Genomic DNA, 16541 nt, shown 5'->3' on the forward strand with positions numbered 1-16541 from the left:
AAACACTCGCGGCACCTGCGACGATGCAGAAGTCGAGGGTCGGCTCCGCACTCGACGCGTCCGCGTCCTGGCGTCCGGCTGGGGGCAGGGAACGGCAGGACGGCGAGTGGACGGCGGGGCAGGCTCAACCGGGCGAGGGCCGGCTGAGCACGACGGTGGCGAGCGGCGCGGGAGGCGCCGGTTCAGCCGCCGTTCGGTGCTGCTGACCGGCGGCTCCGCGCTGGGAGTCGCCGGCGTGGCCGCCGCGGGTGCCACCGGCGTCCTGCCGTTCAGCGAAGCGATGCAGCGCGCGCTCGGCGTGGCCTCCTCCACCCCCGCCACCGAACTGGGCGTGACCAAGGTCGAGCGGGTGTACTCGGCGGCCCGCGGCCGCGAGGTCGACCTGGTGCTCATGCTGCCGTCGAAAACCCCGCAGCGTGGCCTGCCCATCTCCCTCTACCTGCACGGCCGCGGCGGCTCCGCCCGCCGGTCAGCCCCTGGCGGCCTGGTCAACCAGCTCAGCGGTGAGGTCGCCCGGCGCGCGGTCCCGGCTTACGGCTTCCTCTCCGTCGACGGCGGGCCGACGAACTACTGGCACGAGCACGTGCCCGGCGACGACCCGATGCGGATGCTGCTGGAAGAGGTCCCGGTCTGGCTGCGCGAACGCGGCCTCGGCGGCGCGGACGGCGTGCCGTTCGCCTGCGCGGGCACCTCGATGGGCGGTTTCGGCGCGCTGCTCTACGCCCGCCGCCGGGCGCAGCGCCGCCAGCCGCCCGCTGCGGTCGCGGCCGTCTCCCCCGCGCTGATCACCTCGTGGGACGAGATGAGCAAGCGCAACGCCTTCCACGACGCCACCGACTGGGCCTCGATGGACCCGCTGAAACACCTCGGAGACCTCCAGGGCATTCCGACCGGCGTCTGGTGCGGCACCGAGGACGCGTTCATCACCGGCGTCCGCCGTTTCATCACCGAAGCCCGGCCGAAGGTCGGCCACACCGCCCGCGGCAAGCACGGCGAAGCCTTCTTCCGCAGCGTGGTCCCCGGTGTGGTCAGCTTCCTCGGGAAGCACGTGCCGGCCGCGCGCCCGGCTTGAGATCGAAGTACACGCGGGTCTGCGTGCCCTCCGGCGCGGTGTGGACCCGGACCAGGTCGGCGAGGTAGTTGACCATCAGCAGGCCGCGCCCGCCGAGCTGGGTGGGTGACGCGGGCCGCCGCCCGGCCAGCGGGTCGGTGATGTGCCCGGCGTCGCGGACCTCGCAGACCACCGCGCCGTCCTCGCGCCAGGTGCGCAGCACCCCGGACCCCTGTCCGTAGCGCAGGCTGTTCGCGCAGAGCTCACCGACCACCATGGTCAGGTCCAGTACGCGTTCCTCACCGAGGCCGTACGCCGCCGCGCGATCACCGGCGAACCGGCGCACGCCACCCAGGCCGGTCCGGTCGAACGAAAGCACCCACGGGATCTCGACCGGCACCGGGAACGGCTGGTTGTAGCGGTCGACCACCTGCTCCGGGGCGAACGACCGGCTGCTCCAGCTGCCGTAGTGATCCCTGAGTTCGGGGTGGGTGCACGCGGCCTCGTCGAGGACCCACGGCTCCAGGCCTTCGGCGTCGTAGGGGCACAGCACGGTGACCGGGCGCCCGGTGAAGGCGAAGTTGATCAGTGCCTCGTGCTGCGCGCAGGCCTCGTACTCGACCGTCGTGCGGCCGGGCCAGATCGGCTCCCCGATCAGCCGGACCCGGCCCTCGTGCCGATCGGCGAACTCCCGCAGCACACCGGGGATGATGTGGCCGGGGTTGCGGCCCGCCTCGGTCATGTCGACCAGGTGCACCTGCTGCCGGGCGTCCTCGTCGAGTTCGCCGGAAAGCCAGCTCAGGTGCTCGCCGGGCAGGGCGACGCCCACCGGCTCACCGGCGGCCAGGCCGTCGAGCACGAAGGGCACGGTGCCGGTGAGGAACTCGTCGCGGCCGCGGTAGAACAGGGCCGGATGGGTGAACACACTCAAGATTCCACCAAAGGGGGAGCCAGTCGTACGCCGGTTGTCCAGCTTAGCCGGATGTTCCCCGCGTGCTACCGATCCAAGGCGTTCGCGATGAAGCCCATCAGCCAGAAACCCCCGAGGGTTCCACTGAGCAGCACGACCCACCACCCGAGCAGGCGCGGTGGCGCCGAAGTGCGGCGCACCTGCCACAGCCCGAAGGCGCCGAGCAGGTACAGCGGGATCGGCGCCAGCGTCAGCAGGGACGACCGGGTGGCCGTGGCGATCACGCACAGCACCACCAGCACGAACAGCACCACCGCGAAGATCCGGTGGTTCAGCGGGTTCGCCAGCCTGCCGGTGTCGACGATCCGCCGGGGCAGATCGTCGAACACCGCAGGTTGGGGCCTTTCCGGGCTGGTCAGGCCGACTTCTCCCCGCGCTCGCTACGCTGCCGGCGCGACGGCTGGCGGGACACGATCGTCGGGTTCACGTTCTCCCGGACGGTCTGCTCGGTGATCACGACCTTCGCCACGTCGTCGCGGCTCGGGATGTCGTACATCACCGGCTGGAGGACCTCTTCCATGATGGCGCGCAGGCCGCGGGCACCCGTGCCGCGCAACATCGCCTGGTCGGCGATGGCCTCCAGCGCCGTCTTGGTGAACTCCAGCTCCACGTTGTCCATCTCGAAGAGCTTCTTGTACTGCTTGATCAGCGCGTTCCGCGGCGTGGTCAGGATCGAGACCAGGGACTCCTTGTCCAGGTTCGTCACGCTGGCCACCACCGGGAGCCTGCCGATGAACTCGGGGATGAGCCCGAACTTGATCAGGTCCTCCGGCATGGTGTCGGAGAAGATGTCGCTGTTCTCGATCTCGGACTTGGTGCGGATCTCCGCGCCGAAGCCGAGGCCGCGCTTGCCGACCCGCTCGTTGATGATCTTTTCCAGCCCGGCGAACGCGCCGGCCACGATGAACAGCACGTTCGTCGTGTCGATCTGGATGAACTCCTGGTGCGGGTGCTTGCGCCCGCCCTGCGGCGGCACCGAAGCGGTGGTGCCCTCGAGGATCTTCAGCAGCGCCTGCTGCACGCCCTCACCGGAGACGTCCCTGGTGATCGAGGGGTTCTCCGATTTGCGGGCGATCTTGTCGACCTCGTCGATGTAGATGATGCCGGTCTCGGCGCGCTTGACGTCGTAGTCGGCCGCCTGGATCAGCTTGAGCAGGATGTTCTCCACATCCTCGCCCACGTAGCCCGCCTCGGTCAGCGCCGTGGCGTCGGCGATCGCGAACGGCACGTTCAGCAGCTTGGCCAGGGTCTGGGCCAGGTAGGTCTTGCCGCACCCGGTCGGCCCGAGCATCAGGATGTTGGACTTGGCCAGCTCCACCGGCTCGTCCTTGGAATCCTTCGGCCCGGTCTTGTCATCCGACTGGATGCGCTTGTAGTGGTTGTAGACCGCTACCGCGAGCGTGCGCTTGGCCTCGTCCTGGCCGATGATGTAGCGCTCGAGGAAGTCGTGGATCTCGGCCGGTTTGGGCAGTTCGTCGAGTTTGACGTCACCCGCTTCGGCCAGCTCCTCCTCGATGATCTCGTTGCAGAGATCGATGCACTCATCGCAGATGTACACGCCGGGGCCGGCAATGAGCTTTTTCACCTGTTTCTGGCTCTTCCCGCAGAAAGAACACTTCAGCAGGTCTCCGCCGTCACCGATCCGTGCCATGACCGTGGACCTCGTCCCCTCCGGTGCGCTCGGGTGCACCTGACTTCTCTAGCCTGCCCGTCGCGACGGGACTCTGACGCGTTTCCACTGACGGTACCCGCCCGGCGCGTCCTACGGGAGGACCTGAGCGGTACTAGGCGCGCCGGAAGAGGCCACCGGCCGGAACGCCGGTACGATCACGCGCTCGCGTCGCACCGGTGGACCGGCCGGTCTCGGCTCAGTTCTCCGCCGAGGCCTTGCGGTAGGGCAGCACCTCGTCGATGATGCCGTACTCCTTGGCCTGGTCGGCGGTGAGGATCTTGTCCCGCTCGACGTCTTCGCGCACCTGCTCGAGCGACCTGTTCGTGTGCTTGGCCAGCGTGGTCTCCATCAGCCGGCGCACGCGCTGGATCTCCGCGGCCTGGATCTCCAGGTCCGAGACCTGCCCGTAGGTGCCCTCGGTGGCGGGCTGGTGGATCAGCACGCGCGAGTTCGGCAGCGAGAACCGCTTGCCGGGGGTGCCCGCGGCCAGCAGCACCGCGGCGGCCGAGGCCGCCTGGCCGATGCACATGGTGACGATGTCCGGCCGGACGTACTGCATCGTGTCGTAGATCGCCATCAGCGCGGTGAACGAGCCACCGGGCGAGTTGATGTAGATGGTGATGTCGCGGTCCGGGTCCTCGTGCTCCAGGTGCAGCAGCTGGACCATCACGTCGTTGGCCGAGGCGTCGTCCACCTGCACGCCGAGCATGATCTGGCGCTCTTCGTAGAGCTTGTTGTACGGGTTCGACTCCTTGATCCCGTAGCTGGTCCGCTCCACGTAGGACGGCAGCACATACCGGGACTGCGGAAGGTGAAAGTTGCTCATCTGAAGTTCTCCTCTACCTTCCCGGCTCAGCTGGTCGAACCCGGCAGCGGGTTCTCGCGGGTCAGCACCTGGTCGACGAAGCCGTACTCCCTGGCCTCCTCGGCAGTGAACCAGCGGTCCCTGTCGGCGTCCTTGGTGATCTGCTCGAAGGTCTGTCCGGTCTGCTCCGCGGTGATCTTCGCCAGCTCCTGCTTCCACTTGCCGAAGACCTCGGCCTGGATCGCGATGTCGGAGGCGGTGCCGCCGACGCCAGCGGAGGGCTGGTGCATCAGGATGCGGGCGTGCTGCAGCGCGAAGCGCTTGCCGGGCGCGCCGGAGGAGAGCAGGAACTGCCCCATCGAGGCGGCCAGGCCCATCGCGTAGGTCTGCACGTCCGGCTTGATCAGCTGCATGGTGTCGTAGATCGCGAAGCCCGCGGTCACCGAACCACCCGGCGAGTTGATGTAGAACCGGATGTCGGACTCGCCGTCCTCCGCCGAGAGCAGCAGCAGCTGCGCGGTGATCCGGTTCGCGACCTCGTCGTTGACCTCGGAGCCGAGCACGACGATGCGCTCGGCGAGCAAACGCTCGAACACCGAGTCGGTCAGGTTGAGCCCCGCGGTGCTGGTCCGCGCCTCGGGCAAGTGGTGCGTCACGTGTGCCTGCCTTTTCGCCGGTTCAGATCTTGTAATCGACCCTAACGAACTCGGGCGGGCCGGAATGCCCGACACCGCCCAAGTTCGCTCAGAGCATTACTTCTGGTTTGCGGTCTCTTCCTGGGCCGCAGGAGCCTCGGCGTTCTCGGGGGTGTCCGAAGCCTGAGAAGACTCAGAACCCTCGTCCGTGTTCTCCTCGCCGCCGCCGAACAGATCGCTCAGGTCCACCTCGGCCCCGTCCGCACCGGTGACGGTCGCGCTGCGCACCACGGTGGCCAGCGCCTTGCCGCGGCGCACGTCGGCGTAGATCGCGCCGAGCTGGCCGGACTGCTGGGCCCGCTGCACGTACTCGTCCGGGCTGATGCCGAAGCGCTGGGCCTGGTAGATGATGCGCTCGGTGAGTTCGCCGTCGTTGACGTCGACGCCCTCCTTCTCGGCGATGGTGTCCAGCAGCAGCTGCGTGCGGACGGCCTTCTCCGATTCCTCGCGCGCCTCGGTCTCGAACTGCTCGACCGTGGTGCCCTGCGCCTCGAGCGACTTCGCCCAGGCTTCCTCGTCGTGGTCGAACGGGTGGATCGCGTCGTGCTTGCGGCTCTCGATCTCGCCCTCGAGCACCTTCTCCGGCACGGGCACCTCGGTGCCTGCCAGCAGGGCCTCGAGGACCTTGTCGCGGGCCTGCACGCCCTGCTGCATCCGCTTCATCCGGGACAGCCGCTCACGCAGGTCGGCCTTGAGCTCGTCGATCGTGTCGAACTCGCTGGCCAGCTGGGCGAACTCGTCGTCGGCTTCGGGCAGCTCGCGCTGCTTGACCGTCTGCACGGTGACGCTGACCTCGGCGTCCTTGCCGGCGTGCTCGCCGGCCACCAGCTGCGTGGTGAACGTCTTGGTCTCGCCGGCGCTCGCGCCGATGATCGCCTCGTCGATGCCGTCGACGAGCTGACCGGAGCCGATCTCGTAGGACAGGCCGGTGGTGGAGGCGTCGGGCACCTCTTCACCGTCCACGGTGGCGGACAGGTCGACCGAGACGAAATCGCCGTTCTCCGCGGGCCGTTCGACGCCGTTCAGGGTGCCGAAGCGCGCGCGGAGCTGGTCCAGCTCGGCGTCGACCTCGTCGTCCGCCAGCTCGACCTCGTCCACGCTGACCGAGATGCCGCTGTAGTCGGGCAGCTCGATCTCGGGACGGACGTCGACCTCGGCGGTGAACTCCAGCACGTCGCGGTCCTCGAGCTTGGTCACCTCGAAGTCGGGACGGCCCAGGGTCCGCACCTCGCCGGCCTGCACGGCCTCCAGGTACTTGGCCGGGATGACCTCGTTGACGACCTCGTCGAGCACCGGCGCGCGGCCGATCCGGCTCTCCAGCACGCGGGCGGGTACCTTGCCCGGCCGGAAACCGGGGATCCGAACCTGCTGCGCGATCTTCTTGTAGGCGCGGTCGAAGTTCGGTTTGAGTTCGTCGAACGGCACCTCGACATTGATCTTGACTCGCGTCGGGCTGAGCTGCTCGACGGTGCTCTTCAACTTCTTCTCCTCGAGCCGTGACGGTGTTGGACGGTGTAGTGAACGATCCTTGACGGATGCCCCCAGGTCACAGGTGGACCGGGACGCCCGAGTCTAGGCCAGCGTCCGGCCGCCGCTGTGGGCGGGCGGGACCTACCGGCCAACTCGCTCTTGTCCGACATCACCCATTCGGGTCACAGTTAGCGGTGTCGTAACACTGTTGTGCCGCTGTGCGGGTGGCGAGGGGGGTGGAAGGTGGCCGGAACCGGCGGTCCGGGGGCGCGTGAGTTGCCCGCTCCCGGGGTGAGCCTGCCGTCGATCGCGGGACCGACGGTGGCGCTGTTCGCCGGCGGCGGGGCGGTGTGGGCGCTGGGTGCCTGGCTGGCCCTGGCCGGGCTGGCGCCGCTGTGGCTCACGATCGGGTTGCAGAGCCTGGCCACGGTGCTCCTGTTCGCCGTGGCGCACGAGGCGATGCACCACGCCGCCGGACGGCTGACCACGGTCAACGCCCTGCTCGGCCGTCTCGGCATGCTGTTCGTCGCCGCCTACGGTGCCTTCCCACCGGTCCGCCACCTGCACCTGGAGCACCACCGCAACCCCGGTGGCCGCGCCGACGTGGCGGGCTGGACCGCCCGCGCCCCCGGCTGGCAGCTGCCGCTGCGCTGGCTCACCGTCGACTTCTGGTTCATGTGGCACTACCTCGGCCGGTTGCACCACCGCCCGGCGCGCGAGGTGCACGAGACCACGGCGGTGGCCACGCTCGCCATCGCGGCGATGTGCACGGCGATCGCCAGTGGCCACGGCTGGGAACTGCTGGTGCTCTACCTCGTCCCGCAGCGGATCGGGCTGGCGCTGGTGGTCGCGCTGTTCGACTGGTTCCCCCACCGCGGGCTCCCGGCCTGCCCCGGGCCGGACCGGCTGCAGGTGGCCTGGGTGCACGTCGGGCGGGAACGGCTCGCCGGGGCGCTCACGCTCGGGCAGAACTACCACCTGGTGCACCACCTGCACCCGGCGATCCCGTTCTACCGGTACCGCCAGGTGTGGCGGCGCAACGTGGAGGCCTACCTCGACCTCGGCGTCCCGGTGCGCACCTTCGGCGGCCGGGAACTGAGCGCCGCCGAGTACCGCGCCTCACGCTGGTTCCCGCCGCGACCGGCCGCCGTACCACCCGCGGAGCCGCCACCGCGGCGGTTGCGCGTGTTCCACTCGCTGCTGGTGACCGAGGTGGAGCGGGTCGGCGCGGACGCCGCGGCGGTCCGGTTCGCGGTGCCCGAGGAGCTGGCGAGCACCTTCGACTACGTGGCAGGCCAGCACGTGACCGTGCGCGCGCTGGTCGACGGGGTACCGCTGCGCCGCAGTTACGCGCTGTGCCCGGCGCCGCCGGGTGAACTGCGGATCGCGGTGAAGCGGGTGGAGCGCGGGCCGTTCTCCACCGTGGTCACCCACACGCTGCGCCCCGGCGACCGGCTCGACGTGCTGCCCCCGTCCGGTGACTTCACCCTCGAACCCGATCCGCGGCGCTCGCAGCACTACGTCGGACTGGCCGCGGGCAGTGGGCTGCCACCGATCCTGACCATGTTCGCCACCGCGCTGGACACCGAACCGCACAGCCGGGCCACGCTGCTCTACGTCAACCGCAGCGGCTCGACCACGATGCTCGCCGAAGAGGTTTCCGCACTGGCGAAGCGATTCGACGGCAGGCTGCGGGTGGTCCACTACCGCACCGACGAGCAGGACCCCGAACTGCGCAGGGGCCGTGACTTCCAGCCGGTGGACGCGATCAGCGAGGTGCTCGCGGTGACCCACGAGCAGTTCGTGCGCGGCAGGCTGGACACCGCCCGGCTGTCCGCGCTGCTCGACGGGCGGTTGCACCCGGCGAAGGTGGACGAGTGGTTCGTCTGCGCGCCGCGGACGCTGGCCGAGCACACCCTGCGCGTGCTCGCCGAGCACGACGTGCCTGCCGAATGCGTGCACCACGAACCGTTCGATGTGGACACCCAGCCGGAACCGGTGGCCGAACTGCTCACCCGCCGGGCCGATCCGCCGATCCGGTTGTCGTAGCTCCATCCGGGTGCTTCGCGCCGGACACGGGGTTCGCGGGCACCGGATGGCCGTACCCTCATCGCGCCACATCGGCAGCCACACCATTCCCCCTGCGGAAGGGGCCCGTCATGCTGGAAACCTCCGATCCGACGGTGGGTGGCGCGGAAACCACCACGCTCGACCGGCCCACGCCCGCGGAAGCCACGCCGGAGGTGGCGGCCGACGACGATCCCGTCCTCCCCACGGCTGCGCCGCGGCCGATCCCGACGGCCGTCGCGGACCGGCGGGCGGTGCACGGGCGCTATCGCGGCACGAACGGCAGTTGGCTGCTGACCCTGCGCGTGGACGTGGACGGGAATCGGCCGACCCGCCGGATCAGCGGTGACTTCTTCACCGTTTCCGGCTCCACCACGGCCTATTTCGGTTCGTTCATCGTGCCTTCGCCGACGGTGACCACCACGGCGGCCCAAGTTTCAGCCGAAGGCGCGGGCACGTTCACATGGGCTGCGGGTGCGCCGAAAATCCGACTGGCCGTCAAACGCGCGGAAGGCGTCGAATCCCCGCATCCGGCGACGGTGGAATTCCTGACCGGCTCGGGTGCGGTGGGTGCGCTGTTTTCCTGCGCCTTCGAATCCGGTTTCTTCCGGACCGTTTCCTACGAACAGGATTCCGTCGCCGGCGCGGTGCCTTTCCTCGCCTACGACACCGGTTCGCTGCCGCGGCCGTCCGGCAGCCCGGCGCGGGTGCTGACCGTGCCCGGCGCGTTCGCCGAAGCCGGCGTCGAACTGCTGACCACCGGTGACACCAACGTCATCCCGGTCATCGGCGCGGGCGCGAACGCGAAGTGGAGCGACGCCGAACTGCACGCGGCCATGGTCAACCACTTCAGCGTCTTCAGCGAAGCACCGCGCTGGCAGGTGTGGATGCTGGTCGCCACCGCCCACGACGGCGGGGCTCGCGGCATCATGTTCGACTACGGCGACGCCTTCCAGCGCCAAGGCGCGGCCGTGTTCCACGACGCCATCGGCGGCACGGACGCGGCCACCCAGCGCTCGCAGTTGCGCACCTACGTCCACGAACTGGGGCACGCGTTCAACCTGCTGCACTCGTGGCAGAAGAACCTCGGCGTGCCACCGGGTCCGCTCGGGCCGAACGGCGGCCTCGGCGACCTGTCGTGGATGAACTACGACTGGAAGTACCAGCAGGCGGCCGGTGGTCCCGGCGGCGCGGCGGCGTACTGGGCGGCCTTCCCGTTCCAGTTCACCGACAACGAACTGGTGCACCTGCGCCACGGCTTCCACCGCGACGTGATCATGGGCGCCAACGCCTTCGGCACCGGGGCCGCCGACATCGACCCGAATCTGTTCGACCAGCCGGTGGTCGACAACTCGGGGCTGGCACTGGAACTGCGCTCGCCGAAACCCGGGTTCGCCTACGGGGAGCCGGTGGTGGTCGAACTGAAGCTGTCGGGCACCGAACTGCGCGGCCGGTCGACGCACGGCTACCTGCACCCGAACGACGACCTGGTGTCGATCGCCGTGCAGCAGCCGTCCGGGCGGACCACGCTCTACCGGCCGTTGCTGCGGCACTGCGTCGACGAAGCCCGCTCGGTCCGAGTGGGCGTGGAAACCCCCGCGCTGTACGAAAGCGCGTACATCGGCTTCGGTGCCGACGGCTTCCTGTTCGAAGCACCCGGCACGTACCGCCTGCGCGCCACCTACATCGCGGGCGACGGCTCGCGGGTGCTGTCGCCGGTGTTGCGGATCCGCGTGCGCCCACCGGTTTCGCGCGAGGACGAGGCCGCGGCCGAACTGCTGCTCGGTGAGGAACAGGGCCAGTTGCTCGCGCTGCTCGGATCCGACGCGAGCCAGCTCAGCAAAGGCGTATCCGCGATCGACACCCTGCTCGACGACTTCCCGGACCACCCGCTGGCGGTCTACGGGCGCCTGGTCAAGGGCGTCAACCAGCAACGCGACTTCAAGGAGCTGACCGCGGACAAGGTGCTCCACCTGCGCGAGGCGAACGGCACCGAGGCGGCCGCGCTGCTCGGCCAGGTCGCCGAAGCTTCACTGGCGGACGAGGAAGGCGTCGACAACCTCACGCTCAACCTGGCCATGCGCACGCAGGCCATGGCCGAGGCGAAGGCCGGTCATCCGGAGCAGGCCCGCGACGTGCTGCGGCAGCTGGTCAGGACGTTCGAGAGCAAGAGCCTCCACCCGTCGGTGCTGGCGGGGATCCGGCGACAGGCCAAGGAAACGCTCGAAGAGATCGAAGCGGAGGACTGAGCCGGGTAGCCTCGCGCACATGGAACCAGGACAGCCAAGCGACCGCGGTCCGGGGCCGAGCATCGGCTGGCTGTCCGTCCCGGACGGCGAGGTCGTACGCGACGAGGCCACACTCGCTTTTGCCGCGCAGGATTTCGGGCACCTCGTGCACCGGCGGCCCGCGGCCGTGGTGCGCCCGGCTTCGCTCGCCGACCTCACCGCTGTGATGACCTTCGCCGGTGAGCACGGCCTGCCGGTTTCGGCGCGCGGCGCCGGGCATTCGCCGTTCGGCCAGGAGCAGGCCGAGGGCGGCATCGTGCTGGACATGCGGACCATGCCGGCCGTGCGCGAACTCGACGGCGAGACAGCGGTCGTGGACGCGGGCGCGCACTGGTGCGAGGTCCTCGACCTGACCCTGCCGCACGGGCTGACCCCGCCCGTGCTGACCGACTACCTGGAGCTGACCGTCGCCGGCACGCTGGTGGTCGGCGGCATCGGCGGCGCCGCGCACCACCACGGCACGCAGACCGACAACGTCCTCGAACTGGAAGTGGTCACCGGCTCCGGCGAGGTGGTGACCTGCGGGCCGGGTTCGGAACTGTTCGACGCGGTGCGTGGCGGGCTCGGCCTGTGCGGGGTGATCACCAAGGTGCGGCTGCGCCTGGTGCCCGCGCCGCCGACCGCCCGGCGCTGGAAGCTGTACTACCGCTCGCTCGACGCCTTCCTAGCCGACCAGCGCACGGTCGTGCGCGACGGCCGGTTCGACTACGTGGAAGGCCAGTCGCTCCTCGACGAAGGCGAATGGACGCACCTGCTCGAAGCGGTCACGTATTCGACCGCTTCCCTGGACGACCTGCGTTTCGAGCGGATGGAGGTCGAGGACACCACGTACTTCGACTTCCTGAACCGGATGGCGGAAGGCGAAGCCGCGTTGCGCGCGGAGGGCAGCTGGTTCCACCCGCACCCGTGGCTGAACGTCTTCCTGCCGGACGAGGTGGTGGGCCCGGTGGTCGCGGACACGCTCGCCACGACCCGGCGCGAGGACCTCGGCGGCACCGGCCTGGTGATGCTGTACCCGGTGCGGGCGAGCGCGCTGAACACGCCACTGCTGCGTGTGCCCGCCGGGGAGCTGGTGTGGCTGTTCTCGTTGCTGCGCACCGGAAAGCCCGCCGACCCGGTGGAAAACGCGCGGCTGACGACGTTGAACATCCGGCTGTACCAGCAGGCGAAGGCACTGGGCGGCACGGTGTACCCGTCGAACTCACTGCCGATGACCCCGGCGGACTGGGCCGACCAGTTCGGCCCAGCCTGGGACGCACTCACCACCGCCCGCCGAACCCACGACCCACACACCCTCTTCGGCTCCGGCCAAGGCCTACGCACCCCCCTACCGTAACCGTCACGAATGTGGAGTTCAGCTGCCCGAACGTGGAACTCGGCTACCCAAGTGTGGAACTCAGCTGCTTGAACGTAGAACTCGGCTTCCTGAACGTAGAACTCGCCAGCTCCCGAGATTCGCCGAACCCCACGTTCAGGAAGCCGAACCCCACGTTGGGGAAGCCGAGTTCTACGTTCAGGCAGGCGAGTCCCACATTCAGAAGCCGAGTCCCACACTCGGGCAGGCGAACCCTACGTTCGGGTGGGCGAGTTCTGCGTTCGGGGCCTTGAACCAGCCGAGTGGGGGTGCCGTGAAAGCCACATTCACGGCAGCCCGGCGAGGAGTCAGCGGTCCCCGAGCATCTCTCGTAGGTGTGCCAGTAGTTCCGCCCGGCTCCCCGCCCCCAGTCGCTGGCGCATGCGCGCCATGTGGTGCTCCACGGTCTTCGCCGAGATGAACAGCCGCGCGCCGACTTCCTTGTAGGTCATGCCACCCAGCACCAGTTCCGCGACCTGCAGCTCCCGGTCGCTCAGCCGCGCCGAGCCGGGGCTGTCGTCGGCCGCGGCGCCTTCGGACGGCGGCGCCACGGTCGTCGCCGCGCCTTGGAGCAGGCGCGCGCAGTCGAGCAGCGCGACCATCGCCTTCCGGTCCGTGGTGCGGATCGCCGCCTGACCGGCCAGCCGCGCGCCGTCCCACCACAGGCCGCAGCCGCGCAACGCGTGCGCGGCGGCTTCCACTTCTTCGGCGTCGATGTCGCCCGCGAGCACCTTCAGCCAGCAGGCCGCCGCGTCCGACACCGCGGTGAAGTACGCGCCGTGCCCGGAGCAGGCCGCCAGCGCGGCCGCGTGTTCCTCCGCCTCGCCCGCCCGCTCGGCGATGATCGCGGCGTGGAGTTCGCTCCAGTGCAGGGAAGCCGTCCACAGCGGCGGATCCCCGAGTCCTTTGAGGACGGAGTGCGCCTGCGCCAGGTGCGGTGCCAGCCGGTCGCGTTCCCCCAGCCGCGCGGCGGCCATGGCGAACTCGCCGAACGGCAGGAACGAGAACAGGTCGACCGGGTGCCGGATCACCGCTTCGCAGGCCACGCCCCAGATCCGGCGCAACGCGGTCAGATCGCTGGTCCGCCGGGCCAGGCCGACCTCCAGGCCGACCGCGAACAGCCAGTCACGCGGCTGGCGCACCTCTTCGGCCGCGTTCAGCCGTTCCACGGCCAGTGTCGCGTCCCCGCGCACCATCGCGACCCACGCCAGCAGCAACTGGTGGCGTGCCCGCAGGGTGACCCCGCCGGTGCGCGCGGCGATCGCGCGTTCCAGCAGCGGTTCGGCGATGGTCAGCTCACCGCTGTGCAGCGCGACCAGCGCGCCGAGCGCGGCCGGGCTGTCGGGCAGCAGCACCGCACGGCCGACCGGCTCCAGCATCTCCGCCGAGCTGACCAAAGTGGACAGTGCGAGGGTCGGGGCGCCGCCGACCGACTCCACGACCCCGCGTGCCACCGAGGACAACGCCCCCGAGAGCAGCGTCGGCGGCTCGTCGCCACCGCCCTCGGTCGCCTTCTCGAGTTCCCGTTCGGCCTCGGCACGACGTCCGGTGGCGATCAGGCTGATCGCCGCGAACGCACGCGAACGCCGGGTCCCGGACCACTGCAGCAGTTCCGCGCTCCGCCCGAGCTGACCTCGGTGGGTCAACGCGGTCGCGGCGACCCGGGCGCCGTCCGGTCGTCCGGTCGCGCCCGCGGTGGCGATCACGTCGTCGGCCAGGCGCAACGCGCCGTCCAGGTCACCGGCCAGTGCGACCGCCTCGGCCCGCCGCGCACCCAGTTCCGCGGCCGGGCGCCCGGCCGCGACAGCAGCCTCCAGCAGCCGGGCCGCCAGCGCCGGGTCCGCGCCCAGCGCCTCGTCGGCCGCCGCCTCGAACGCCTTCGCCACGCTCGGCCCGGCGATCGGCTTCCCCAGCCAGGGCCGCACCAGGCGCAGCACCGGCGCACCCCGTTCCAACTGCAGTTCGACCAGCCGCTGCCGGACCGCGGCGTGCCGTTCGGCGGGCACCAGCGCGCGCAGGGCGCCGAGCGTGATCGGCAGCAGTCCGCCGTCCGCGCCGAACAACCCGGTCGCACGCGCCAGGTCGATCACCGCGCTGACGCCGTCGGGGTCACGTTCGAGCAGCCCGCCCAGCAGGTCGATGTCCGGTCCGGCACCCGCCTCCACGGCGAGCAGGAACCGCAGGACTCCGGGCTCGGCCCCGTCGAGTTCCTGGCGGATGCCTCCGAACGCGGCGAGCGGCAGTTCCCCGCGTTCGGACGGCGGAACGGCGGCCAGCGCGGTCACCACCCGGTGCACGTGCCCGGGCACCCCGCCGGTCTGCGCGCGGACGAACTCCGCCAGCTCGGTGGAGACGCCGTGCGTGCCCAGGTGTTCGGCGACCTGCGCCTTGTCCAGCGGGCGCAACAGGATCTGCCCCCGCAGGCGGCCGAGCACGGCGTTCAGCCCGGCGGGACGCGGGCGCGGGCGCGCGGCGACCACCAGGCCGGTCCGCTCGTCACCGGCCAGCCGCGCGAGTTCGGCCAGTTCCGCTTCGCCGTAGGTGTGCGCGTCGTCGGCCAGCACCAGATCGGCGGGCTCGCCGACCCGCGCCGGGTCGAACCGCGCGACGGTCAGCCCCGCGTTCGCGCAGAGGGTGCGCAGGTGGTCCAGCAGGTTGGTCTTGCCGTACTCCCCGGCCGCGACGACGGCCAGGCGGACCTGGGTGAGCCTGCGTTCCGCGATCGCGGCGCACAGCTGCCGGGTCGGTTCGTCCAGTACCGGCTCGACGCCCCGGGTCGACACGGTCAACGGCTGTCCTCTCGCTCAGGTTCTCGGGTGGATCGCCTGCGCAGCGGGTTGGTGAAGCGTTTCGGGGCCTCCAGCGGGGTGACCTCCACCGGTGGCCGGGGCGGCGGCGGGCCGAGCTCGGCGTCCTCCTCCCCCGCCGCCGGTTCGAGCGCCCGCGGGATCAGCGCGGTCGACTCCTCCACCACCGCCTGCCGCGGCCGCGGTGACGGCTTGCGGCCTTCACCGGCCAGGCGGGGCCGGGCGACCAGTGCCGCGCCGCGGCAGACCGCCGCCGCCGGATCCGGGTCGACCAGCACCGGGCAGCCCAGTGCCGATTCGGCGAGGAAGGTGACCAAGGGTATCCGCGCGCCTCCGCCCACGAGCAGGGCGGCGGCCAGTTCCCCGTCCGGCACCGGTTCGACCAGCCGGTCCAGCTGCGCCACCGCGGCGGCCAGCACCGGCCTGGCCAGCTGTTCCAGCTCGGCCCTGGTGACGTGCACCTCGCCGGTCACCTCGGGCAGCGGCACGGTGAGCGAGGCCGATGGCGCCACCGAGAGCCGTTCCTTGGCCAGCACGCTCGCCACCCGGAACCCGGCCATCGGCGCGCGCAGGGCCGGGTCGGCGTGGTCGGGCAGCTTCGCCCCGGACCGCGCGAGCACGTGCTCGGCGAGCAGGTCGTCGATCCGCGCGCTGCCGCGGCCGGCCCCGCTGTCGGTGTGCGCGAGCAGGTCGAAACCCGTCTGCGTGCGGCGCACCAGTGCCGATTCGACGTGCTCACCGCCGATCCGGCACACCGCGAGCACCGAACCCGGCTCGAGTTCTTCGCCGTCCTCGGTGGCCAGGTGGTTCTCCGCCGCGGCGACCGGCTTCGGCAGCAACAGCACCCCGGGCAGGCCCGCGGCTTCGAGCCCGGCCCGCAACGCCGAACGCCGGTGCGGTCCCCAGCCGGCGGGGTGCGTCACGACGATCCGGTCGGCCGGGCCGCCGAACGACTCCGCCACCTGGTCGGCCACCCAGCCCGCCAGCGAGGCGGTCAGCACTTCGGCGGTGTAGAGGTGGTGCCCGAGCACCAGTGGCACCGAATCACCCGAGCGGCCGAGGAAGCCGCGGGCCGCGCTCTGCGGTTCGGCGATCGCGCGCCGGGCGGCCTCCTGGCCGAACAACACCGAGCCGTCGGGCGCCACGTGCAGCACCGACTCGACCCAGCGGGCGTCCCCGTCGAGGGCCACCACCTGGGGCTCACCCCAGGAGGCCCCCACCCGGCGGCAGACCGCGGCGGTGGTCCGGGTGTGCCCGAGGTCGATCCCCAAGACGTACGGCATGCGGACGGATTCCCTCACGAGCTGGTGCGGACGGTGTTCCTTCCTACCAAGAACACACCCTGTGCGGATGTCCCCCATG

At 70.8% G+C, this 16541-nt stretch carries 12 protein-coding genes; 4 read left to right on the forward strand and 8 right to left on the reverse strand.

Going from position 1 to position 16541, the window contains the following annotated elements:
- The first annotated feature begins 196 nt into the window (after positions 1-196).
- Positions 197-1072, forward strand: a complete 876-nt coding sequence (locus L3Q67_RS00575) for an alpha/beta hydrolase (RefSeq protein ID WP_499187625.1) — start codon at positions 197-199, stop codon at positions 1070-1072.
- On the opposite strand, the gene L3Q67_RS00580 is transcribed toward L3Q67_RS00575, so the two are convergent.
- From L3Q67_RS00580 to tig, 6 genes are all read right to left on the reverse strand, one after another.
- Positions 1029-1982: a sensor histidine kinase family protein gene (locus L3Q67_RS00580; RefSeq protein WP_499187626.1), complete on the reverse strand. Its 954-nt coding sequence runs from the start codon at positions 1980-1982 to the stop codon at positions 1029-1031. The two genes, L3Q67_RS00575 and L3Q67_RS00580, sit on opposite strands and share 44 nt — an antisense overlap.
- A gap of 65 nt (positions 1983-2047) precedes the next feature.
- Positions 2048-2350, reverse strand: a complete 303-nt coding sequence (locus tag L3Q67_RS00585; RefSeq protein ID WP_499187627.1) for a hypothetical protein — start codon at positions 2348-2350, stop codon at positions 2048-2050.
- A gap of 26 nt (positions 2351-2376) precedes the next feature.
- Positions 2377-3672: an ATP-dependent Clp protease ATP-binding subunit ClpX gene (gene clpX / locus L3Q67_RS00590; protein ID WP_113696774.1), complete on the reverse strand. Its 1296-nt coding sequence runs from the start codon at positions 3670-3672 to the stop codon at positions 2377-2379.
- 217 nt (positions 3673-3889) lie between these two features.
- Positions 3890-4519, reverse strand: a complete 630-nt coding sequence (locus L3Q67_RS00595; RefSeq protein ID WP_395905233.1) for an ATP-dependent Clp protease proteolytic subunit — start codon at positions 4517-4519, stop codon at positions 3890-3892.
- A 26-nt stretch (positions 4520-4545) separates the two neighbouring features.
- Complete coding sequence (locus tag L3Q67_RS00600) at positions 4546-5154, reverse strand: ClpP family protease (protein WP_209664861.1); 609 nt, start codon at positions 5152-5154, stop codon at positions 4546-4548.
- A 96-nt stretch (positions 5155-5250) separates the two neighbouring features.
- Complete coding sequence (gene tig / locus L3Q67_RS00605) at positions 5251-6672, reverse strand: trigger factor (RefSeq protein ID WP_499187628.1); 1422 nt, start codon at positions 6670-6672, stop codon at positions 5251-5253.
- 234 nt (positions 6673-6906) lie between these two features.
- On the opposite strand from tig, the gene L3Q67_RS00610 reads away from it, so the two are divergent.
- From L3Q67_RS00610 to L3Q67_RS00620, 3 genes are all read left to right on the forward strand, one after another.
- Positions 6907-8712, forward strand: coding sequence for a fatty acid desaturase (locus L3Q67_RS00610; RefSeq protein WP_499187629.1), 1806 nt, complete (start codon positions 6907-6909; stop codon positions 8710-8712).
- Positions 8713-8822: 110 nt separating this feature from the next.
- Positions 8823-10979, forward strand: a complete 2157-nt coding sequence (locus L3Q67_RS00615) for a hypothetical protein (RefSeq protein ID WP_499187630.1) — start codon at positions 8823-8825, stop codon at positions 10977-10979.
- Positions 10980-10998: 19 nt separating this feature from the next.
- Positions 10999-12354 (forward strand): FAD-binding protein, encoded by a 1356-nt coding sequence (locus L3Q67_RS00620; protein ID WP_499187631.1) that lies wholly within the window; start codon positions 10999-11001, stop codon positions 12352-12354.
- A 326-nt stretch (positions 12355-12680) separates the two neighbouring features.
- Here L3Q67_RS00620 and L3Q67_RS00625 read toward each other — a convergent pair whose 3' ends face one another.
- Together L3Q67_RS00625 and L3Q67_RS00630 are read right to left on the reverse strand one after the other, a co-directional pair.
- Positions 12681-15155, reverse strand: a complete 2475-nt coding sequence (locus tag L3Q67_RS00625) for a helix-turn-helix domain-containing protein (RefSeq protein ID WP_499191401.1) — start codon at positions 15153-15155, stop codon at positions 12681-12683.
- Positions 15156-15157: 2 nt separating this feature from the next.
- On the reverse strand, positions 15158-16462 hold the full coding sequence (locus tag L3Q67_RS00630; RefSeq protein ID WP_499187632.1) for an Hsp70 family protein: 1305 nt from the start codon (positions 16460-16462) through the stop codon (positions 15158-15160).
- Positions 16463-16541: the final 79 nt, after the last annotated feature.

The sequence above is a fragment of the Saccharothrix sp. AJ9571 genome (assembly GCF_021725495.1).
Lineage (GTDB): Bacteria > Actinomycetota > Actinomycetes > Mycobacteriales > Pseudonocardiaceae > Amycolatopsis > Amycolatopsis magusensis.

What these genes read in the sequence shown, in the direction of transcription:
- L3Q67_RS00615 (WP_499187630.1), top strand. Translation starts at nt 8,823, where the DNA reads ATGCTGGAAACCTCCGATCCGACGGTGGGTGGCGCGGAAACCACCACG.
- L3Q67_RS00620 (WP_499187631.1), top strand. Translation starts at nt 10,999, where the DNA reads ATGGAACCAGGACAGCCAAGCGACCGCGGTCCGGGGCCGAGCATCGGC.
- L3Q67_RS00630 (WP_499187632.1), bottom strand. Translation starts at nt 16,462, where the DNA reads ATGCCGTACGTCTTGGGGATCGACCTCGGGCACACCCGGACCACCGCC.
- L3Q67_RS00595 (WP_395905233.1), bottom strand. Translation starts at nt 4,519, where the DNA reads ATGAGCAACTTTCACCTTCCGCAGTCCCGGTATGTGCTGCCGTCCTAC.
- clpX (WP_113696774.1), bottom strand. Translation starts at nt 3,672, where the DNA reads ATGGCACGGATCGGTGACGGCGGAGACCTGCTGAAGTGTTCTTTCTGC.